The following is a 20,355-nucleotide window of genomic DNA, read 5'->3' on the forward strand; positions in this document are numbered from 1 at the left end:
GGCGGCCGACGACGGCCGCCGCGGCGAGTGCGCTGCCGATGAAGGCGGTGGCGACGACCCAGGGCCGGTCGAGGACGTGTCCGGTCGCGTGGTCGAGGGAGTAGCGGCCGGCGCCGGCGATGCCGATCGCGGCGGCGGTGAAGCCGAGGAAGGCGGGGTATTCGTAGCCGCCGCCCTGGGCGAAGAACCCCGCCGGGGCGTGGACGGAGACGGCGCCGGCCATGGCGCCGGCCGCGGCGGCTCCGGCGGCCGGGGTGGCGAGGCCGAGGGCGAGCAGGGCGCCGCCGCCCGCCTCGCCGAGGCCCGCGGCGATCGCGCTCTCACGTCCCGGCGAGAAGCCCATCGCCTCCATCGCCTGGGTGGTGCCTTCGATGCCGCCTCCACCGAACCAGCCGAGGAGCTTCTGGGTGCCGTGCGCGGCGAGCACGGCGCCGGTACCGACCCGCAGGACGAGCAGGCCGAGGTCGCGACGGTTGAGGACGGTCATAGAGTCTCCCGGTCGTGGATGCGGGGGCGCGGGGCGTACGCACGCGCTCTCCGTCCTCCACTGTCGCCGCCCCGGGGTCCGGGGCCTCAGCGTTGCTGGGCCACACGGGTCATGGCTCGCGGCGGGTGTCCGGCCGTGCCGGGGTGGAGGGCTGCTGCTGCCCGGGCGTCCGGCACCGCCGTCACCGCTGCCGTCGCCTCACCGCCACCCTCCCCCGCCGCCCCCCCCAGAAGGCCCCCACCGCCCGGCCCCGGCCCTTGAGCCATGCGCTACATTTTGCCGGTCCACGCCCCACGATCATCCGCGATCACTTCTGTTCGGAGCGGCACCCCATGATCGACATCGTCAACGGCCTTGGCCGGGCCACCGCCTACGGCGCCCTCGGTGTCGTGCTGCTGATCCTCGGCATCCTCCTCGTGGACGTGCTGACGCCGGGGAAGCTCGGCCGGCAGATCTGGCAGGAGCGCAACCGCAACGCCGCGGTCCTGCTCAGCTCGGCGCTGCTGGGCATCGGCGGGATCGTGTTCACCTCGATCTGGACGACCTACGACGATTTCGGCAAGGGCCTCGCCTCCACGGCGGCGTTCGGTCTGCTCGGCCTGGTCATGATGGCCGTGGCGTTCCTGGTGGTGGACCTGGTCACGCCCGGCAAGCTCGGCGCCACCCTGGTCGACCCCGAACCGCACCCGGCGGTCTGGGTGACGGCCTCGTGCAACCTGGCGGTCTCCGCCATCGTCTCCGCCTCCATCGCCTGAGCCGGGCCGCAGGCCCGAAGGCCGAGCCCGCCGACAGAGCCCCGCCCCCGACAGGCGCACCGTCGTTTCAGCGGTCGGCCGGCTCGACCTCCAGGAACCGCCTGCCGCGCGGCCCCCGGTACAGCAGCGCCTCCCAGCCGAGCCGTTCCAGTACGGGCACGAGCCCGGCGAGCGCGGCCTCCTGCTCCTGGGCCGCTCCGCTGCCCGGCGGCCCCAGCCACTCCACGACGGCCGTTCCCGGCCGCTCACCGGCCCGAACGCGATAGCCGGTCACCACGCGCGCCCCGGAGGCGTCGACGGCCGACGGAGGGGTCTTCGCCGCCTCCAGGGCGAGGGCGATCGCCCGGACCGGCTGTCTTCGCTCCCATTCGGCCGGCGGCGCAGGCGGGTCGCCGCCGTCGCCGTGGCTCAGCCGCCTGATCTGGAGCAGCCCCTCCCAGGCCGCTCGTACCTCCCGCGACCTCTGCTCGGCCTCCCCCTCCGGCCGTGGAGGGCCGTCCCCGGTCGCCGCCTCGAACGTCCCTCCGTTCACAGCAGCCGCCTGATGTCGCCGCGGACCCGGTAGAAGCCGCCCGAGGCGGCGTGCAGGGCGTCGACCACGTACCGGGCGCCCGCCTCGCGGATGGCTCGCGGGAACTGTACGTTCCAGGACGGATCGAAGCCCTCGGAGACCACATGGACCCGGGTCCGGCCGCTCTCCTGGACGCACTCCACGATCACCGCCCCGGTCGGCGCGGCGCTCACCGATGCCACGGCCGCCACCGTCGTCGCCGGTTCGTACGTCGGAAGGGCCGCGGCGAGCTTGATGTCCCTGGCGACCGGGACGGTGCCCTGCTGTGCCGCGGCGATCGCCGTCTCGCTCGCGTCCACGCACACCAGCGAGCCGTCGGTCGTCACCAGATAGAGCCGCCCGTCGCGGTACTGCATGGAGAGCGCCGAGCCCCCGCCCGTGCCCAGCTTCCAGAGCCGGGTGCCGTCCTCGGCGAAGCAGTACACCGAGGAGGCCGAGTCGGCGGCGAAGACGAACCGGCCCCCGGGGGAGGTCGCGCACGAGTACACCGGGCTGTCACAGGCGTACACGGCCTCCACCCGGCCGTCCTCCTTGGCGAGCCGCTGCACCTTCCGGTGCGTCGTGCCCGCGTACACGGCGGCGTCCTCCTGCCAGCCGAAGAGCACCCCGCCGGCCGTGGCCGTGTGCCACAGCTCGCCGCCGCCGTCCGGGGCGTAGGCCGTGACGCCCTTGCTGTGCCCGTGGTAGACGCCGTCGCCGTCCGCGCGGACCATCCAGGCGTGATCACCCCGGCTGCCGCGGGACCACTGGTGCTCGTCCTCGTGATCGATGACGGTCAGCCGCCCCGCCCGGTCGGCGACGTCCAGCACGCCCTCGTGGATGTCCAGCCAGAAGATGTCCACATCGGCGGCGATGTCGTAGGCGGCGAAGGGCAGTTTCGACGACAGGTCGTACACCCGGCCGTCGTCGCAGCCGGCGTAGATCCAGAAATCGTCGGCGACCAGGCACTTGACCCCGTCCGGGAGGTTGAACCGGGCCAGGACCTCGCCCCCGTGGCTCAGCCTGTACACATCACCGGACTGGTTGCCGACGTACACGTCGTCGTCGCCCACATGGATGCCGAAGGCCGCGGAGCCCGTCCGGAACCGCCACAGGACCGGGGCGACCGCCCGCGCCGTGGAGGGCGCGGAGACGACCTCGCGGCGGCTGACCGCGCGGGCCGCGCGCTGTCCCGGCACCGCGGGGGCGTACCCCTTGCGGACCTTCTCGCCTATCTTCTTCGCCGCCGCGGCGCGCGCCTTCTCGGCCGTGGGGAAGGCCGAGGTCTGCGTCTGCCCGGCCGCGCCGATGCGTCCGTAACGGACCGACACCACCAGGCCGTCGACCGTCACTTCGTAGAACTTGTGCGCGCCGCCGCCGTCCTGCGACAGCTCCAGATAGGTCTTCGTCGTCATGGGGAGAACGCTAGGTGCCGCCACTGACAACGGCCCTGTGTCCGGCTCAGCGCTGGCTGCGGCCGCTGGTCACCGCGTAGTACTGCAGGTCCTGCCTGTCGACGGGGCGGCGCACCGGGTAGCGGCTCGCCACCGTGGTCGTGGCCCGCCCCTCCCGCACCACGGTGGCCTCGCTGTGTCCGGTGCGCAGCGGCAGGAGGCGCGCGTGCACACCCGCCGGTGCCCGGTGGGCGCCTCGCGTGCCCCCGACGGCGGTGTCCACCCGTGCCGGGGCCGTGAGGAAGCTCAGCACCTCCACCGTGTCCCGGGGCGGGGCCGTGCCCTCGCGCGGCTCCGCCACCTTCGGCTGCACCGAGGCGGGCGGCGTGTCGGCCGCGAACTGGACGCGGGAGGTCAGATAGAGCGTGTCGCGGACGATTTTGGGCCACGCACCGGTCTTGAAGCGGGTCAGATAGTAGGAGGAGAGGTCGAGGTAGGCGTAGCCGTTGTGGAGGGACGGCGCGAAGTGGGTCCCCTCGGAGTAGTCGTTCCAGGTGGTCAGCTGCACCCAGTCGGCCCCTGACGCGATGGCCGCGTCCCAGCTCGCCCGCAGCGTCTCGGTGTTGCCCGCCTCGTCGTAGACGCCCTGGTGGGGCCGGGTGTCCTGGACGGAGACCGGCTGCATCCAGATCTTGCCGAGCCGGTGGGCGCGCTCGGTGTGGGCGGTGGCGCCGGACTGCCGGTGGGGGGTGCGGCTGCCCCACGCGGAGAAGCCGTGGCTGATCGCGGCGTACCGCTCCCGTTCCGGGGTGAAGTCGAGGAAGAGCGGGACGAGCGCGGTCCGGATGCCGTGGCGTGACCGCAGTTCGGTGATCGTCCGCTGCCACCAGGCGGGGTCCTTCTCCTCCGCTTTGAACGGGGAGACGACGAGCCGGCCGTCGGCGAGGCGGTGGGCCGCCGGGTGGCGGGCCAGTCGCGCCAGCGAATCGGCCAGGGCGGCCGGGGTGGTGGTGAGCGAGGTCATGTCCGGCATGAGCTGGATGCGGAAGCCGGGGTCCTCCTCGGCGGCCGCGCGCATCAGCAGCTCGACGCGTTCCCAGTTGCGACCGCTCTGGGCCAGGATGTCGACGGTGAAACCGTCGAGTCCGGCGTCGCGGGCGGTGCGGACCTCCTGGCGCAGATGGGCCAGTTCCCACTCCCCGGTCCGCGGCGGGGCGGGGAGCGGGCGGTCGCGCAGCAGCCCACCGTAGGCGCGGTGCTTGCCCTGTTCGCCGTCGGCGGTGAGGTAGTGGCGGGCGTAGTAGTCGTCGCCGGGCGGCCGGTTGTCCAGCGAGAGCGGGTACGGCGTGAAGTAGTGCGCGAAGACCAGCTTGCCGGAGGCGCGCAGTTCGCGGGGGTCGGGCAGGTCGAAGGGGAGCGCGGTGCTGTACTGCTCCGGCGGCGCGCCGGGATTCTCCGCAAAGGCGCCGGAGCGCAGCGCGTCGGCGGCGCCGATGCCGGCCAGGAAGCCGGCGAGCAGGACGCCCAGCGCGAGCCCCGGGAGCAGCCGTCGACGGCCCGGTGCGCGGTGGGGCCGGGCGGGCCGGCGCCTTCGGCCCGGGTGGGCGGGTGCTTCGGGGGTGGACGCCATGGGAGTCCTTCCGGCGGATCGGAGGGGCCGCGGTCCCGCGGACTGGCAGTAGTACAACCGATCCGGCACCCCGGGACAACAGCCGTCGAGGGATGGTGAACGGCCCTGGCCGACCCGGCCGGTACCGCTTGCGGACCCTTCGCCGGGCGTGACCGGTGACATGTCCGGCCGGAAGGGCGTTCCGCATCCCGTTCCCTCGGCACCGGATTCCTCCCGCGACGGACGGCTCCTCGAAGGGGCCGGCGGCCCGGCTCCCCCACTTCCGGCGTTCCGCTGCGCGCGCGGGGCGCTTTTCGCCACAGTGGAGAGTGCCGCACGCGACGTGTCCCGTTCCGGCAGGGCAGGCCGCGGCCGCCGCCGCGCCACTCCCTTCGCGGCGTCACCTGGGCCGACGTCCTCGCGGGGCGCGCGCACCTCGCGCTCGCCCGTCCGGCCGCGGGACGCCATGTCACGGGATGAACGAGCCATCACCTTCTGAGGTCTTTCGCGTGAACAGCAGCGCACGTGCGTGTGTTTGTCGTACTGTTCCGCGTTGCGACGCCTGTTTCATCGGACAGGGGCCCGACGAACGGTGTGGCGAACGTCGACACGTGCCTGGGGGGGTACATGTGGCATGCCCGCACGACCGAGACCGATTCCGCACGCCCGCACACCGGTCCACGACCGGCTCCACCGCACTCACGCGCCAAGGCGCGCTGGTATCCGGCCGCCGCTCTGGGGGTGGACGTCCTAGGGGCGGGACTGCCCACGGCGCTGATCCTGCGCTCCGAGCGGCAGCCGTACGTTTTCGCCGGCGCCGTCGTCGCCGCGCTCGCCTGGTCCGGGTTACGCGCCCTGCGGCGCCGGTACGCGGCGCGTGCGCTGGGTGAGTCCCGGGGAAGCCTGCCCGTCCTGCACGACTGGCTGGTCCTTCTCGGTGTGCTCGCCGTGCTGCGGGCCGCCGCCGATCTCCACCACCCGCCGCTGCTCTGCCTCGCGGCCCTGCTCCCGGCGCCCGTACTCACCCTGGCGTGCACCAAACTGACGTGGCATCACCTGGTCGCGGCGCGCCGTGAGGCCCAGGTGGTCACCCGGGTCCTGGTCCTGGGCGAGCCCCGCGCCGCCGATGACGTGGCCGAGCATCTGGCGGGCCGCACCGACCATCCGTACGTCGTGGTCGGGATCGTCGCGATCGGGGACGGCCCGGTCCGTACGGGCGCCCCGGTGGCCGACCGGCTCGGCGCCTGGATGCCGGAGGCCGCCGACGGGGACACCGCTCCCGTGCTCGCCGCCGCCCGGGACCTGGAGGCCGATGTCGTGCTGGTCGCGGCCGGTGCGCGCATGGCGGGCGAGCGGCTGCGCCGCCTCTCCTGGGGGCTGCACGACGCGGGTACCGAACTCGCCCTCGCCCCGGGCCTGGTGGAGTGCGCGGTCAAGCGTCTGGAGACCACGTCGGCGGCCGGGATGGCGCTGCTCAGGGTGGCGCCTCCGGTGCGCGGCGGTGTGCAGCAGGTGCTGAAGTCCGTGATGGACCGGGTGGGCGCGGCCCTGGGTCTGCTCGTCCTGTCACCGCTGTTCCTCGTGATCGGCGCGGCGGTCCGGCTGACCTCTCCCGGGCCCGTGTTCTACCGGCAGATACGGATCGGTCAGGGCCGGTCCCCGTTCGTGATGTGGAAGTTCCGCACCATGTACGTGGACGCCGACGCCCGCAAGGCGGCGCTGTCGCACGCCAACGAGCACGACGGTCTGATGTTCAAGATGCGCCGGGACCCCCGGGTGACCCGGGTGGGGCGGCTGCTGCGCCGCACCTCGCTGGACGAACTCCCGCAGCTGTTCAATGTGCTGCGGGGTTCGATGTCGCTCGTGGGGCCGCGTCCGCCGCTGCCGGAGGAGGTGGCGCGCTACCGCGACGTGGAGCTGCGCCGGCTCTCCGTGCGGCCGGGAATGACCGGCCTGTGGCAGATCAGCGGCCGCTCGGACCTGTCCTGGGACGAGACGATCGAGCTGGATCTGCACTATGTCGACAACTGGTCGTTCACCAGCGACGTCGACGTCATGGCCCGTACGTTCCGCGCCGTCGTCGACGGTCGCGGAGCGTACTGACGGGCCGGGTTCATGGGTTCAGTCGCGCTCCCGCCACCAGGCGTAGGTGGAGGCGATGCCGTCCCGGAGGGCGATCGACGGCTTCCAGCCGAGACCGGTCAGCCGGGACACGTCGAGCAGCTTGCGCGGAGTGCCGTCGGGCTTGGTGGTGTCCCATGCCAGCCGGCCGCGGAATCCGGTCACCTCGGCGACGGTCTCGGCCAGTTCACGGATGGTGAGGTCCTCGCCGCAGCCGATGTTGACCGGCTCGTCGCCGTCGTACGTCCGCAGCAGGAGGGCGCACGCGGCGGCGAGGTCGTCGACGTGCAGGAACTCCCGCCGCGGGGTGCCGGAGCCCCAGAGCACGATCTCCTCGCGCCCGGTCTCGCGTGCCTCGTGGAAACGCCGGATCAGCGCCGGGAGGACGTGCGAGGTCTCCAGGTCGAAGTTGTCCCCGGGGCCGTAGAGGTTGGTCGGCATCGCGGAGATGTAGGCGGCGCCGTACTGCCTGCGGTACGACTGGACCTGCACGATGCCGGCGATCTTGGCGAGGGCGTAGGCCTCGTTGGTGGGTTCGAGCGGGCCGGTGAGCAGCGCGTCCTCGGGGATGGGCTGGGGCGCCAGCTTCGGGTAGATGCAGGACGAGCCGAGGAAGAGCAGCCGCTCGACCCCGGCGGCGTGCGCCCCGGCGATGACGCTCAGCTGGATCCGGAGGTTCTCCTCCAGGAACCGCACCGGCTCTCTGCTGTTCGCCAGGATCCCGCCGACCTTGGCGGCCGCGAGCACCACGGCGTCGGGGCGGGTCGCGGCGAGGAACTCCGCGGTGCGTGCCGCGTCGCGCAGATCGAGTTCGGCGCGGGTCCGGACGATCACCTCGTGCCCGTCCGCGGTGAGCCGGCGGGCCACGGCGGAGCCGACGAGGCCGCGGTGTCCCGCGACGAACACACGGGCGCGCTCGGGCAGATACGACGGTGCTCCCGCCTGATCGGCCTTCGGGGCGGTCGTCGGGACGGTCGTCGATTCAGTCATGGCCCGGATCATGCCAGGCCACGAGGGCCGACAACATACCAGATCAGGATCTTTTCATCGTTCCATCACAGACCCGGATGTCATCAGACATCCGTCATGCGCGGACCGGCCGGGGGCCGGTCCGTGGGGGAGGGACACCACGTATGGGCAAGACCGCACTCATCACGGGCGTGACCGGCCAGGACGGCTCTTACCTGACCGAACTGCTGCTGTCCAAGGGCTATACGGTGCACGGCCTCGTCCGCCGTTCGTCCAGCTTCAACACGGAGCGGATCGATCACGTCTACCAGGATCCACAGCAGGCGAACCGCTCCTTCGTGCTGCACCACGCGGACCTCTCGGACGGGGTCGCGCTGGTGAACCTGCTCCGCGACATCCGTCCCGACGAGGTCTACAACCTCGGCGCCCAGTCCCATGTGCGGGTCTCCTTCGACGCCCCGCTGTACACGGGTGACGTGACCGGACTCGGCTCGCTGCGGCTCCTCGAGGCGATCCGGGCGAGCGGCATCGACACCCGGATCTACCAGGCGTCCTCCTCCGAGATGTTCGGGGCGACCCCGCCGCCGCAGAACGAGTCGACCCCCTTCCATCCGCGCAGCCCGTACGGGGCCGCCAAGGTCTTCGCGTACTGGTCGACGGTCAACTACCGCGAGGCGTACGGCATGTTCGCCGTCAACGGGATCCTCTTCAACCACGAGTCGCCGCGCCGCGGCGAGACCTTCGTGACCCGCAAGGTGACCCGTGCCGTGGCGCGGATCAAGGCCGGGCTGCAGGACCGGCTGTACCTCGGCAATCTCGACGCGGTGCGTGACTGGGGGTACGCCCCCGAGTACGTCGAGGCGATGTGGCGGATGCTTCAGCAGGAGGAGCCGAACGACTACGTCGTGGCGACCGGAGTCCCGGCGACGGTACGGCAGTTCGTGGAGACGTCGTTCTCCCACGCCGGCCTCGACTGGGCGGAGTTCGTACGCTTCGACCCGAAGTACGAGCGGCCCAGCGAGGTCGACGCGCTGATCGGCGACGCGAGCAAGGCGCACGACGTGCTCGGCTGGAAACCCGCCGTCCTGGTGGACGAGCTGGCACGGATCATGGTCGACGCCGATGTCCGTCTCGTCGAGGACCAGCTGGCCGGCGTCACCGTCCGTATCGACCGCTGAGCGGCACCGTCCCGCACCGACGTACCGGATTGGACAACTCCGCCACAGTGGCGGCCAGTTCGTCATACAGTGCGCAATCATCACCTCGCATGGCACGACATCGCGCCACTTTGACTGGGCTATCACGCCTGGGGGGAACATGCGTAGATCCTGGGGGCTCACCACTGCCCTCGTCCTCACCGTCGCGGCCGGAGCCGGGGGCTCTCTGGCCCCGGCGGCCACGGCGCTGACGCCACCGGTCGCCTTCACCGCGGACGACCTGCCGACCTGGCAGACCAACGGCATCGTCTGGGCACTCGCCGAGGCCGACGACACCGTCTTCGTCGGCGGCACCTTCTCCGAGGTGCGGCCGCCCGAGGGCGGTAGCGGCACTCCGCGGAGCGCCGTCAACTTCGCCGCGATGGACGCGGCGACGGGTGCGCCGACCGGATGCTCCCTCTCCTTCACCGTCGGCAGCGGCACCGCGACCGTGCGGGCCCTGGCGGTCTCGCCGGACAGGAAGACGCTGTACGCCGGCGGCTACTTCGGCGCCGTCAACGGCACGCAGGTCTCCAGCCTCGCCGCGATCGACATCGCCACCTGCACACCGAAGGCGGCGTTCCACCCCGGCTTCCCCGCCACCGTGCGCGCGCTCGCCGTCACCGACACCACCGTCTACGCCGCCGGTGACTTCGGCACGGTCGAGGGCCAGACCCGCCAGCGGTTCGCCGCCGTCACCACCACGGGCGCGCTGCTGCCGTTCAGGGCCGACGCGGACGAACCGGGCCGGGCCGTCGAGGTGACGCCGGACGGGCAGCATGTGCTGCTCGGCGGCGACTTCTTCACCGTCAACGGGGCGGACTCCCACGCGCTCGCCGTGGTGAACGCCACGACCGGTGCCGTGACGAAGGCGTACCCCAATGGCTGGATCCCGCAGAACTCCGTCGTGAAGGACATCGAGACCGACGCCACCGGCTTCTACACCGGCAACGAGGGGACCGGCGGCGGCGTCTTCGACGGCCGGATCGCCCTGAACCTCTCGGACTTCCAGCAGCGCTGGCGGGACACCTGCCTGGGCGCCACGCAGGCGGTCCGCTCCTACGAGGGGGTGCTGTACAGCGCCTCCCACGCGCACGACTGCGCCAGCGTGGGCGAGTTCCCGGACGGGCGCCGCTACCACCTGCTCGCCCAGCCGACCACCTCGACCGGCAAGCTCGGCTGGTTCCCCGACACCAACGACGGCATCGGCGAGGGCATCGGCCCGCGCGCCTTCACCATCTCCGGCACCGGTACCACCAAGTACCTGTGGGTCGGCGGCGAGTTCACGACCACGAACGGCGCCCCCGCGCAGGGTCTGACCCGCTTCGCCTCCGGCCCCGACACCGGCGCCCCGACCGTGCCCGTGGCCAGCGCCGCGGCCATCGGCCCGGCGGCCGTGCAGGTGCGCTGGCGCTCCAGCCTCGACCTGGACGACTCCAGGCTGACCTACAAGGTCTACCGCGACGGCGCGGCCACCCCGGTCGCGACCGTCAGCGGCGACTCCCTGCACTGGTCGCGCCCGCAGGTCTCCTTCAAGGACACCGACGTGACACCGGGCCAGACCTACTCGTACCGCGTGACGGCCAGTGACGCGGCCGGCAACACCAGCGGTCCGTCCGCGACCTCCACGGTGACCGTGCCGGTCTCACCGGAGCCGTACGCCTCCCAGGTCGTCGCCGACGGCGCCGGACTGTACTGGCGCTTCGACGAGTCGACCACGCCGTACGCGGCCGACTCCTCCCACGGCGACAACAGCGGTCTCTACGTCAACGCCCCGGCGCTGCGACAGACCCCGGCCGCCGTCAGCGGCGCCTCCACCGCAGTGAGCCTCAACGGCACGGACGAGCAGATCCACAGCGACAAGCGCCAGGAGGTGCCCGGCGCGTTCACCGTCGAGACGTGGTTCAAGACCACCACGAAGCTCGGCGGCAAGCTGATCGGCTTCGGCAACCGGACCACACGCGCCAGCGGCAACTACGACAAGCACCTGTACATGACCAACACCGGGAACGTGGTGTTCGGCGTGTACGCCGGTGGCACCCGCACCCTGACCTCGCTCGGCTCGTACAACAACGGTGCCTGGCACCACGCGGTCGGCACCCAGGGTCCGGACGGCATGCGGCTGTACATCGACGGCAGGCTGGTCGGCTCCAACAGCGTCACGACCAACCAGCAGTACGCGGGGTACTGGCACGTGGGGGCCGACAACCTCACCGGCTGGCCGCTGCGTCCCACGAGCTCCTACTTCGCCGGACAGCTCGACGAGGCCGCCGTCTACCCGAAGGCGCTCACCGCCGCACAGGTGGCCAAGCACCACAGCCTGGCCACCGCGCCGGCCGACTCGGTCAGCACCGTGACCGCGGCGGAGGACACCTACGCCAACGCCGGTGCGCCGAACACCAATTACGGCACGTCCGGCTCGCTGGCGGTCCGCGGCACCTCGGCGTACACCTCGTACCTGCGGTTCACCCTGCCGTCCGCCCCGGCAGGCACCGTCCTCAAGAGCGCCCGGCTCGCGGTGAAGACGACCACCATGACCGGCGCGGGTTCGGCGGACAGCCAGTCCGTGGTCCCGGTCACCGGCGCGTGGACGGAGGACGGGCTGACGTACAACGACCGTCCGGCGCTCGCCCCCGGCGCGATCGGCACCCTGAGCGGTGCCACGGACGGCTCGGCGGTGTACTCGGCGGCGCTGAGCACCTCGGCGCTCTCCGCCGCGCTCGGCGGCTCGTACAGCGTCGCGCTGACCAGCACCGGGACCGACCCGCTCTGGCTCTGGTCGTCCGAGGCCACGGCCGCGGAGGGCACGCCTCAACTGGTGCTGACCTTCGGCGCCCCCTGAGCGTCGCCCCTCGATCGCAGGACGCGGGGCCCGGCAGGTCCGGGCCCCGCGTCCGACGTACCACAGGAGTCCCTCATGCACCGTCCTGCTCACCGGCACCCGGGGGCGGCCGCCCTCGTGCTGGCCGCCGTGCTCGCCCTCTCCGCCTGCTCGTCCTCCGGCGACGGGGGCGGCGGTGGCGGTGCCGCGGGGCCGTCGAAGTCCGCGGGACCGTCCCGTACGGCGGCCGTGCCCGACCGGCAGGCCGAGGCGGAGCCGCCCGGCCCCGCAGCCCCCTCCACGCCCGTGGGCCCGGTCGTGCCGGACGCCGAACTCAGGCCGGTCACCGGATCGTTCACCCAGGACCAGAAGGCGTATCTGAGCGGACGGGTACCGAAGGACACCGACCCGGCCGCGGTGCTCCAGACCGGCCAGGAGTCCTGTCAGCGTCTGGAGCGCACCGCCAAGCGGGACAAGGACGCGGCCGTCGGGGCGATCATCGCCGGCGACATCCGGGACGCCGAGGCGGCGATCACCCATCTGTGCACCGCCCAGAAGCCGCTGCTCGCGACCGCGCGGAAGGGCTTCCCCGACGGCACCACCCACAAGCCCAGGGCCGGGGCGTACCGCGCGCTCACCACCGACCCCGCCTGCGCCTGGCGTGCGGTCGGCCAGGACGGCACGGTCCTCGCCTCAGGGCCGTCGCCCGGCCAGGACGGTCCCGTGCGCGCCGACATCCCCGCGAGGACGGCCCAGTTCGTCTCCACGGCGTGCTACGCCTGGCTGCCCGCCTGACCCTGGCGGACGGTGTCGTAGACGCCGAGCAGGGTGTCGAGGACGGCCTCCATCGAGAACGCCTCCGCGGCCAGCTCGCGGGCCGCCGCTGAGGCGGCGGCGTTGGCGCCGGGATCCAGCAGGGCGCGGACGGCCGGCGCGAGGCCGGCGGCGTCCGTCACGACACGGCCGGCGCCCGCCTCCGCGATGTCCCGGGCCAGGCCGTTGGAGGTGGTGACGACGGCCGGAGTGCCGACCGACAACGCCTCCAGGACGGACATCGGGAACGGCTCGTCGACCGACGGCAGGACGTAGACGTGCGCCCGGCGCAGCTCCTCCAGCATCCGCTCGGCCGGCAGCGGCCCCGGCAGGCTCACCCGGTCCCGCAGCCCCAGCTCGGCGACGAGCGTCTCCACGGCGGGCCGCTCGCCCTCGTCGGGACCGGCGAGCACGAAGGAGGCGTCGGGGTGGTGGCGCAGGATCTCGGGCACGGCGGCGACGAAGTCGGTGGGCCGCTTGCGGGCCTGGAGCCGGGCGGCGTAGAGGACGCGGGGCGGCCCGGCCGGGGCTGGGCGCGGCTCCTGGGCGGGGACGCCGTTGACGAGCCGTACGGAACGCTCCAGCGGGCCGCCCGCGACGGCGTCCAGGTCCCTGCGCTCGCGCCCGGTGAGATACAGGACGGCGGAGGCTCCCCGCAGGACGCGGCGGACGGCCACCGCGTCCAGGATCCTGGCCAGGGTCCGGTCGCTCGGGTCGACCATGCCGTGGGTCTGGAGCACGAGCGGGCGCCGGGCTCGCAGCGCGGCGAGCGCGACGGGCAGCGTCACCAGGTCCCGCGCGAGGTGGACATGGACGATGTCGGCGTTCCGTACGAGCGCGCCGGCGCCCGTGAGCAGCGCGGGTGAGGTGATGCCGCTGAAGCCGAGGGGCAGGATCGAGCGGGCCTGGTAGAGGCGGGCGGGTACGCCCTCCACCTCCGTGGGCAGCGCGCCCCCCGCCGCGGCGAAACCGTCGCCCAGCCCGGTCAGGCGCACCCGGTGCCCCCGCGAGGCGAGGCCCCGGCAGAGGTTGAGCGCCACCCGGACCGGTCCGCCGAAGGCGTGGGTGGGGCTGTGCAGGGTCACGGCGTGCAGGACGCGCGGGCCGCTCACGCCGGCATCGGGAGGGGTCGGCGGCCCTCGGCCGTGTGGAGGGTGAGCTCCGGCAGGTCCTTGTGCAGGGTGGTGCCCGCGGCGACGACGGCGTGGCGGCCGACGGTGACGCCGGCGAGGACGGTGGCGCGGGCCGCGACCCAGGCGCCGTCCTCGACGGTGATCGGGGCGTTGCGGTAGCGGAAGTCGGCGGCCCGGTGGTCGTGGCCGCCGGTGCACAGCAGCGCCTCCTGGGAGACGCAGACGTGGGCGCCGAGGGTGACGGGCTCCAGATTGAGCAGCCAGGCGCCCTCGCCGATCCAGGTGTGGTCGCCGACGGTGAGTTTCCACGGCCACAGGATCCTGACCCGGTGCCGTATCAGCACCCCGTCGCCGATGGTGGCGCCGAAGGCGCGCAGCAGCGCGACGCGCAGCCGGGCGGGACAGAACCACGCCATGAAGACCGTGTTCATCACCGCGAACCAGAGGGCCTGCACGAGTCTGCCGCGGCCCTTGTCGTAGCCGGCCAGCGTGAAGGCCGGGAGATTCCGCATGAGTTCCCCCCATCGGCGCCTCCCCTGGCGCCGAGAAGCCAGACTAGCGGTTGACCCGAGGCGACAGGGGGGCGTCGGTAGACTGCCGCGCGTGGCGTTCGGGGGCGGGTGCGGCGACGCACCGGCGTCGGGACGCGCGGGGAATCCAGGGGGCGGGATGACGACCGACGTACGGGGTGCGGAGACGGCCACGCGGGTGCGCCCCGGGCCGGCCGCGCCCGCCCCGCTGCTGCTCGCTCCGCCCGTGTCGCCCCGCACGCTGCTGTCGCGCGCGCTGTCGATCCCGCTGGTGCTGGGGTTCTCCGTCTTCCTGCCGCTGCTGGTGGCGGTCCAGCCGGGCGCGGGTACGCGTGATGCCGCGTACTACCTCCAGATCGCTCTGACCATGTACGCCGGGGCCCGGCTCTCGGCGATGATCCTGACCAGCCGGCGCAAGCTGCTACAGGGGTCGTTCTGGCTCTTCGTCTACATGGCGATGGGAGTGGCGCCGCTGGCGCAGGCGGTGCTCGGCCGGGTGCCGACCCCGGTGGTCGGCCCCCGCTCGGACCTGACCACGGCGGTCGCGCTGGTCCTCGTCGGCTGCGCCGCCTTCGACGTGGGATCGCTGCTGGCCCGCGGGCGGCCCGGCGGTTCGCGGCGGTCCGAGGAGCGCCCGGCCCTGGTGCACCGGCGCCGGCTGTATCTGCTGGTGGTGCTCGCCTTCGTGTGCAGCGGGCTGTTCGTCGTCAAGCTGGGCGGGCCGGCGGTCTTCTTCTCCAGCCGTCAGGAGATCATCGCGGGGATCGAGGAGGCCGGGGTCTCGCAGGCCGACTCGCAGGCCGGGCAGGCGTTCCTGCGCGGCTTCGGCACGGTTCCGGCGCTCTTCGCCCTCCTGGTGTACAGCCGCTGGCTGGTCACGTCGCGGCGGGCCCGGCGCCGCCCGATGGTGATCGCGGTCTTCCTCGCCCTCGTGGTCCTGAACTGCGTGGTCAACAACCCGGTCTCCAACCCGCGTTACTGGTTCCTGACGGTGATGTTCTCGCTGCTCTTCACGGTCTTTCCGGTGAGCGCGGCGATGTACCGGTCGGCGCTCAGCCTGGGGGTCGTGATGGCGTTGATCGTGTTCCCGTTCTCCGACCGGTTCCGTTACGACGAGAAGAACTACCGCCCGGTCGAGACGACGTCCGTCCTGGAGCCGCTGGCGCTCAAGGACTACGACCAGGTCGGCATGTTCGCCAACACCATCACGCTGGTGAACTCGGGGAGCCGGCACCGCTACGGCCGGCAGCTGGCGGGTTCCGTGCTCTTCGCGGTGCCGCGTTCGGTGTGGCCGGGCAAGCCACGGGACACGGGGGTGATGGTGGGCCAGTGGATGGGGACGGTGAACACGAATCTGTCCTCGCCGGTCTGGGCCGAGCTGTGGATCGACTTCGGGGCGGTCGGCATGGGCGCCGGGATGCTCGGGCTCGGCTACGCCGCCGCGCGTGTGGACGGACGGTTCGCCCGCCGGGGGACGCGCAGGGCGCCGCCGGGCAGTCTGATCTCGCTGGTGGTCCCCCTGGTCGCGGGCTACTCCTTCATCCTGCTGCGCGGCCCGCTGCTCCAGGCCTCGGGCCGGGTGGCGATCGCCCTGATCTGTGTCGCGCTGGTCACCACATGGCGTCAGGACAAGGGCGCCGCGCTGCGCTGACCCTCGGCCCGGGGATCGGGGGGTCCGGCGCGCGTGCGCGTGACGCGTGCCCAGGCCGCGGCGGCCTTCAGGGCGGAGCCGGCCGCGAGTCCCCAGGCGGCTCCGGCGGCGCCGCCGAGGAGGTACCCGCCGAGCATCAGGGCGACGGCGAGCAGGGAGAAGACGACCTGGACGGAGAGGGTGGCGCGGGGGCTGAGGACGCGCAGGGTGACCAGGGCGCAGGTGCCCGCCGCCATCACCGCGTACTGGCTCCCGGTGGCGGGCAGCAGCGCGGCGGCGGACTCCCAGGTGTCGCCGAGAAGTCGGCGGCCCACGCGTTCGGGCAGCGCGTACAGGACGGTGGCCCAGCCGGCCGCGAGGACGGCGAGGACGCCGCCGAGTCCGGCGGCGGCGCGGACGGTGGCGCGGCGGGAGCCGGCCCGGCCGAGCAGCGGCGGCCCGAAGGCGTTGACCGAGGTGAACAGGACGTTGAGCGGGCCGAAGAGGGTGGAGGCGCCGCGCAGCGCGCCGACCGCGAGCGGGGCGGCGAAGAGCCCGAGAGCGAGGACGGCGAGCTGGCTGGAGGCGTTGCCGACGGCGAACTCCACGACGAAGCGCCGCCCGAGGTGGCCTCTGCGCAGCTGGCGGCGCGGGTCGCCGGGGCGGTCGCGTACGGAGGGTCGGAGCAGGGCGAGCCCGAGGAGTACGGCGGGCAGCGCCGACAGCCCCCACACGAGGACGAGTCGGGCCGGTGAGGTGCCGTACGGCTGGAGCAGCAGGGCCGGGACGGCGCAGGCGAGGCGCAGGGTGTCGGCGGCGAGCGCCCGGTGGGGCCGGCGGAGCGCGGAGAAGGCGTACCGCAGGCCGTCCTGGACGAGGACGACGGGCAGCACCAGGCCGAGCGCGAGGAACGCCCGGCCGGTGGCGCCTCCGGTGAGGACGCCGCCGGCGATCAGCAGCAGCCCGCCGGCGGTGGAGGCCAGCGCGGTGAAGGTGACGGCGGAGCGGGCGGCGGCGGCGACCACGCCGTCCTCGCCCTTCTCCAGGACGACGCTCTGGCCGACGAAGGCCATGTTGAGGCCGAGGAGCACGGTGAAGGTGATGTAGACCATCGAGAAGGCGGCGAAGCCGTCCGCGCTGGACGCCCTCGCCGCGATCACCAGGACGGCGATGTTGGTGAGGCTGGACGCCGCCTGGTCCAGGACCGAGGCGGCGACGGTGACGGCACGTCTCACCGATCGCCCGCGTGGATGTCGCGCGGGCGCGCGTCCTGGCCGCGCAGCGCGCGCAGGGCGACGGTGTCGGAGCCGTCACCGAGGATGATCTGCTCGGGCTCGGCGGCGAACTCCTCGGCGTCCAGAGAACCTTGGGCGGCGCGGCGGCCGCGGCCCCCGGTGGGCCGCTTGGCGGCGCGGCGCCGGCCCGGGGTGTGGACGACGGCGCCGAGGACGGTGCCGCCGGCTCCCGCGATGAGCTCGCGGATGCGCTGGAGGTCCGCGCGGTGCACACCGCGCGGGTCGCACACGATCAGAACGCCGTCGACCCGGTCGACGAGGGCGAGGGCGTCGGCGTAGTTGAGGACCGGCGGGGCGAGCACCACGACGGTGGAGTTGGGCGAGTCGGCCTCGGAGATCAGCCGGGAGACCCTGGGCGCGGTCAGGGCCCGCGCCACGTTGCGCACCCGCTCCCCCGGGACCAGGCCGAAGGAGCCCGACTCGCCCGCGTCGACGACGAGTTGGCGTCGGGAGGGCCAGCCGCTCTCCTCGCTGCCCTCGGGTTCCGCCGGTGTGCTCCAGCGGGGCGCGCTCGCGGCGTGGGCGCGCAGCCGGCCGGCGAGCGTGGGGGTGCGCAGATCGGCCTCGATGAGCAGCACGTCCTTGCCGGTCTCGGCGAAGGAGGCGGCCAGGTGGGAGGCGACGGCCACGGCGGCGTCGTTGTCGCCGCGCGGGGCGACGACGAGCAGGCGGCGGCGGTCGGCGAACCGCTGGTCGTAGGCGAGGCGGAAGGCGACGGAACGGTACTCCTCGGCGACCCTGGCGTCGGTCTGGTCGTCCGCCAGCAGGACGTCGGTGGCGCCGCGCGGGAGCGTGCCGAGGACGGGGGCGCGCACGGCGCGGGCGACGTCGCCCGCCGAGCGCGGGGAGGGGTCGAAGACGAGCCGGACCCAGGCGGCGAGCAGGCCGAGGGCCACACCGACCAGGGCGCCGAGGCCGAGGCTCATGGGAAGTCCGGGGCCGTCGGAGTAGCCCGGGGCGCTGGCGGTACGGATGACGGTGCCGGGTGACATGTCGAGCGACTTGAGCTGGCTGATGCGGGCGTCGAGCTCGTTGATCCGGTTGAGCAGGTTGGTCTTGACGCCGTACTCGGCGTCGCGGGCGGCCCCGTCCGGCATCCGGTCGAGTTCCCTGGTCTTCCGGTCGTGCTTCTTGGCGACCTCGTCGAGCTGTTTCTGCTGGCCCTTCAGCATGGTGGCCCGTACGTCGGTCCACTGCTTCTCGCGCAGTTCCAGATAGGCCCGCGTGACCGCGTTGGCCCGGTCGGCGGCGGCCTGGGGCGTGTCGGCGGTGTAGGTGAACTGGAGCACCTGGCTCTGCGGCGGGTTGGTGACCTGAAGGTCCTTCTGGAGTCTGCCGATGGTGCCGGTCCAGCCCAGCTTCTTCGCGGCGTGCTCGGCGACGCTGCTGCTGAGCGCGGTCTGCCGCTCGGATCCCATGTTGAGGGTCTTGTCCTGCGAGATGCTCGGGTTGAAGGGGTCGTTGACGGGTGCGCGGAGCACGACCTGGCTGGTGGCGACGTAGGTGTCGGCGTTGGACAGGCCGAACCAGACACCGCCGAGGAGGCCGATGCCGACGCCGGCGCCGATGACCGTGCGGTAGCGCAGGAGCTGGCGGAACTGGTCGCGCAGCAGCTCCGGTTCGTCGTCCTCCACGGCGGAGACGTGCGTGTGTGTCACGTGCGCGGACCCCCCAGAGCCTCGTCGATCAGTGCGTCGATGCGGGCGAGTCCGGCCGCCCGGGTCAGATGGGCCTCGACATGGCGGGGCCCCTGGGCGCCGAGCGCGGCGGCGGCGGCCGGATCGGCGCCGAGTCTGCGGACCTCGGCGAGGAGTGCGCCGGGATCTTCCGGTGGCACGAGGACCCCGGCGCCCGAGCGCAGCACTTCGAGCGCGGTCCCGCCCTCGGCGGCCACGGAGGCCACGACGGGCCGGCCGGCGGCGAAGTAGGAGGTCAGCTTGGAGGGGACGCTCATGTCGAGGACGGAGGCGCGCTGGGTGACGGCGAGGACGTCGGCCGCGGCGAGGACGTCGGGGAACTCGTCCTCGTCGACGGGCTCCAGGAAGTCGAGGTTGGCGATGCCCGCGCCGAGGGTCTCCAGGCGCGCGCGCTGGTTGCCGTCGCCGAGGAGGACGATCCGGGTCCCGGGGTCGCGCCGGGCGGCCTCGACCAGGACCTCGAGTCCCTGCTTGAGGCCCATGTTCCCGGAGTGCAGCACGACCGTCTCGCCGTCGCGCCAGCCGAGCCGGGCGCGGGTCTCGTCCCGGGGCGCCGAAGGGCGGGCGACATGGGACCAGTTGGGGACGAGCCGTATACGGCGGCGGTCGACGCCGAGGGCGGCGACCTTGTCGACGAAGGTCTCGTGGATGACGCCGACGAGGGTGGCTCCCCGCAGTGCGTGGCGCTCGGCCCTGGCGGCGAGGGCGGCGGCCCGGTCGCCGCCGCGGATGCCGCTCTGCGCGGCCGCGGCACCCATCAGGTCCTGCACGACGGGTACGTACGGTACGCGCCAGCGGGCGGCGAGGCGGGCGCCGATGATCCCGCCCGCGAGGCTGGGCATCTGGGACAGGACGGCGTCGGGCCGGGCCATGGACGGCGGGGCGAGCAGGCCGTGGACGAGCACGGTGGCCTCGAAGGCGGCCCGCCGCAGTGCGGTCTGCCGGGGTGGGACCGTGTGGCGTCTGCGGTGGACGACGACTCCGGCCCGCTCCTCCGTGCGGCGCCAGGCTCCGGCGTAGGCCGGGTCCAGGGACCAGGAGGGGTAGTGGGGCATGCCGGCCAGGACATGGGTCTCGTGGCCGCGGCGCGCCCAGTGCTCGGCGATCTGGGTGGCGTACGGGCCGATCCCGGCGTGCTCCGGTGCGTAGTTGGTGGACACCATCAGAAGTCGCCGCCGCCCGGCGGGCGTACTGTCCCGGTTCGGCCCCCCGGCCGCTGTCTCCCCCATGCCGCCGCCCCTCTCCCCCGGTTCGCGGACGGGTTTCACCCTAGTCGTTCACCCCTTGTCGACGGAACGCACACGCTATCGTCGGAAAGTCCTTCGCGCTGGGGAGCGCGAACGCACCTGGGGGGG

At 73.3% G+C, this 20,355-nt stretch carries 16 protein-coding genes; 6 read left to right on the plus strand and 10 right to left on the minus strand.

Annotated elements, in window-relative coordinates:
• On the minus strand, nucleotides 1-487 hold a 487-nt coding region (locus tag ACWDX6_RS28760), incomplete at its 3' end, for a DoxX family membrane protein (protein ID WP_451487799.1).
• A gap of 332 nt (nucleotides 488-819) precedes the next feature.
• On the opposite strand from ACWDX6_RS28760, the gene ACWDX6_RS28765 reads away from it, so the two are divergent.
• Entirely contained in the window at nucleotides 820-1,242 is a 423-nt protein-coding gene (locus ACWDX6_RS28765; protein ID WP_451487800.1) for a DUF350 domain-containing protein, read from the plus strand.
• A gap of 67 nt (nucleotides 1,243-1,309) precedes the next feature.
• Here the strand turns inward: ACWDX6_RS28765 and ACWDX6_RS28770 are convergent, their stop codons facing one another.
• The 3 genes from ACWDX6_RS28770 to ACWDX6_RS28780 are packed head-to-tail and all read right to left on the minus strand — an operon-like array spanning nucleotide 1,310 to nucleotide 4,816.
• The gene (locus tag ACWDX6_RS28770; RefSeq protein WP_451487801.1) at nucleotides 1,310-1,774 is read right to left on the minus strand and encodes a hypothetical protein; all 465 of its coding nucleotides are present in this window, start codon (nucleotides 1,772-1,774) and stop codon (nucleotides 1,310-1,312) included.
• On the minus strand, nucleotides 1,771-3,207 hold the full coding sequence (locus tag ACWDX6_RS28775; protein ID WP_451487802.1) for a WGR domain-containing protein: 1,437 nt from the start codon (nucleotides 3,205-3,207) through the stop codon (nucleotides 1,771-1,773). The genes ACWDX6_RS28770 and ACWDX6_RS28775 overlap by 4 nt, the downstream gene beginning before the upstream one ends.
• Nucleotides 3,208-3,253: 46 nt before the next feature.
• Nucleotides 3,254-4,816, minus strand: a complete 1,563-nt coding sequence (locus ACWDX6_RS28780; protein WP_451487803.1) for a glycoside hydrolase family 71 protein — start codon at nucleotides 4,814-4,816, stop codon at nucleotides 3,254-3,256.
• 606 nt (nucleotides 4,817-5,422) lie between these two features.
• Between ACWDX6_RS28780 and ACWDX6_RS28785 the strand changes: the two genes are divergently transcribed.
• On the plus strand, nucleotides 5,423-6,898 hold the full coding sequence (locus tag ACWDX6_RS28785; RefSeq protein WP_451487804.1) for a sugar transferase: 1,476 nt from the start codon (nucleotides 5,423-5,425) through the stop codon (nucleotides 6,896-6,898).
• Nucleotides 6,899-6,916: 18 nt separating this feature from the next.
• Here ACWDX6_RS28785 and ACWDX6_RS28790 read toward each other — a convergent pair whose 3' ends face one another.
• Nucleotides 6,917-7,906, minus strand: coding sequence for a GDP-L-fucose synthase family protein (locus ACWDX6_RS28790; protein WP_451487805.1), 990 nt, complete (start codon nucleotides 7,904-7,906; stop codon nucleotides 6,917-6,919).
• A 143-nt stretch (nucleotides 7,907-8,049) separates the two neighbouring features.
• On the opposite strand from ACWDX6_RS28790, the gene gmd reads away from it, so the two are divergent.
• The 3 genes from gmd (at nucleotide 8,050) to ACWDX6_RS28805 (ending at nucleotide 12,697) form a co-directional block, all read left to right on the plus strand.
• Complete coding sequence (gene gmd, locus ACWDX6_RS28795; protein ID WP_451487806.1) at nucleotides 8,050-9,063, plus strand: GDP-mannose 4,6-dehydratase; 1,014 nt, start codon at nucleotides 8,050-8,052, stop codon at nucleotides 9,061-9,063.
• Nucleotides 9,064-9,202: 139 nt separating this feature from the next.
• Nucleotides 9,203-11,923 carry a LamG-like jellyroll fold domain-containing protein gene (locus ACWDX6_RS28800; RefSeq protein WP_451487807.1) on the plus strand — a complete coding sequence of 907 codons (2,721 nt, stop codon included), beginning with the start codon at nucleotides 9,203-9,205 and terminating at the stop codon, nucleotides 11,921-11,923.
• A gap of 75 nt (nucleotides 11,924-11,998) precedes the next feature.
• Nucleotides 11,999-12,697, plus strand: coding sequence for a hypothetical protein (locus ACWDX6_RS28805; protein ID WP_451487808.1), 699 nt, complete (start codon nucleotides 11,999-12,001; stop codon nucleotides 12,695-12,697).
• Here the strand turns inward: ACWDX6_RS28805 and ACWDX6_RS28810 are convergent.
• Nucleotides 12,676-13,827, minus strand: a complete 1,152-nt coding sequence (locus ACWDX6_RS28810; protein WP_451487809.1) for a glycosyltransferase — start codon at nucleotides 13,825-13,827, stop codon at nucleotides 12,676-12,678. The genes ACWDX6_RS28805 and ACWDX6_RS28810 overlap by 22 nt on opposite strands.
• Nucleotides 13,824-14,360, minus strand: coding sequence for a WcaF family extracellular polysaccharide biosynthesis acetyltransferase (locus ACWDX6_RS28815; protein WP_451487810.1), 537 nt, complete (start codon nucleotides 14,358-14,360; stop codon nucleotides 13,824-13,826). The genes ACWDX6_RS28810 and ACWDX6_RS28815 overlap by 4 nt, the downstream gene beginning before the upstream one ends.
• 157 nt (nucleotides 14,361-14,517) lie before the next feature.
• On the opposite strand from ACWDX6_RS28815, the gene ACWDX6_RS28820 reads away from it, so the two are divergent.
• Complete coding sequence (locus ACWDX6_RS28820; protein WP_451487811.1) at nucleotides 14,518-16,029, plus strand: hypothetical protein; 1,512 nt, start codon at nucleotides 14,518-14,520, stop codon at nucleotides 16,027-16,029.
• Here the strand turns inward: ACWDX6_RS28820 and ACWDX6_RS28825 are convergent.
• From ACWDX6_RS28825 to ACWDX6_RS28835, 3 genes are read right to left on the minus strand one after another with little or no spacing between them, the layout of a single operon-like run.
• The gene (locus ACWDX6_RS28825; protein WP_451487812.1) at nucleotides 16,002-17,243 is read right to left on the minus strand and encodes a hypothetical protein; all 1,242 of its coding nucleotides are present in this window, start codon (nucleotides 17,241-17,243) and stop codon (nucleotides 16,002-16,004) included. The genes ACWDX6_RS28820 and ACWDX6_RS28825 overlap by 28 nt on opposite strands.
• Nucleotides 17,240-18,961, minus strand: coding sequence for a lipopolysaccharide biosynthesis protein (locus ACWDX6_RS28830; protein ID WP_451487813.1), 1,722 nt, complete (start codon nucleotides 18,959-18,961; stop codon nucleotides 17,240-17,242). The genes ACWDX6_RS28825 and ACWDX6_RS28830 overlap by 4 nt, the downstream gene beginning before the upstream one ends.
• The gene (locus ACWDX6_RS28835; RefSeq protein ID WP_451487825.1) at nucleotides 18,958-20,163 is read right to left on the minus strand and encodes a glycosyltransferase family 4 protein; all 1,206 of its coding nucleotides are present in this window, start codon (nucleotides 20,161-20,163) and stop codon (nucleotides 18,958-18,960) included. Before ACWDX6_RS28835 ends, ACWDX6_RS28830 begins: the two co-directional genes overlap by 4 nt.
• Between the last annotated feature and the right edge of the window lie 192 nt (nucleotides 20,164-20,355).

It is taken from the genome of Streptomyces sp. NPDC003027 (genome assembly GCF_053591435.1).

Bases quoted from the DNA above. Each gene is read 5' to 3' on its own strand.
- ACWDX6_RS28835 (WP_451487825.1), bottom strand. From the start codon at position 20,163: ATGGTGTCCACCAACTACGCACCGGAGCACGCCGGGATCGGCCCGTAC.
- ACWDX6_RS28780 (WP_451487803.1), bottom strand. From the start codon at position 4,816: ATGGCGTCCACCCCCGAAGCACCCGCCCACCCGGGCCGAAGGCGCCGG.
- ACWDX6_RS28790 (WP_451487805.1), bottom strand. From the start codon at position 7,906: ATGACTGAATCGACGACCGTCCCGACGACCGCCCCGAAGGCCGATCAG.
- ACWDX6_RS28815 (WP_451487810.1), bottom strand. From the start codon at position 14,360: ATGCGGAATCTCCCGGCCTTCACGCTGGCCGGCTACGACAAGGGCCGC.
- ACWDX6_RS28805 (WP_451487808.1), top strand. From the start codon at position 11,999: ATGCACCGTCCTGCTCACCGGCACCCGGGGGCGGCCGCCCTCGTGCTG.
- ACWDX6_RS28765 (WP_451487800.1), top strand. From the start codon at position 820: ATGATCGACATCGTCAACGGCCTTGGCCGGGCCACCGCCTACGGCGCC.
- ACWDX6_RS28775 (WP_451487802.1), bottom strand. From the start codon at position 3,207: ATGACGACGAAGACCTATCTGGAGCTGTCGCAGGACGGCGGCGGCGCG.
- ACWDX6_RS28820 (WP_451487811.1), top strand. From the start codon at position 14,518: ATGACGACCGACGTACGGGGTGCGGAGACGGCCACGCGGGTGCGCCCC.
- ACWDX6_RS28785 (WP_451487804.1), top strand. From the start codon at position 5,423: ATGTGGCATGCCCGCACGACCGAGACCGATTCCGCACGCCCGCACACC.
- gmd (WP_451487806.1), top strand. From the start codon at position 8,050: ATGGGCAAGACCGCACTCATCACGGGCGTGACCGGCCAGGACGGCTCT.
- ACWDX6_RS28800 (WP_451487807.1), top strand. From the start codon at position 9,203: ATGCGTAGATCCTGGGGGCTCACCACTGCCCTCGTCCTCACCGTCGCG.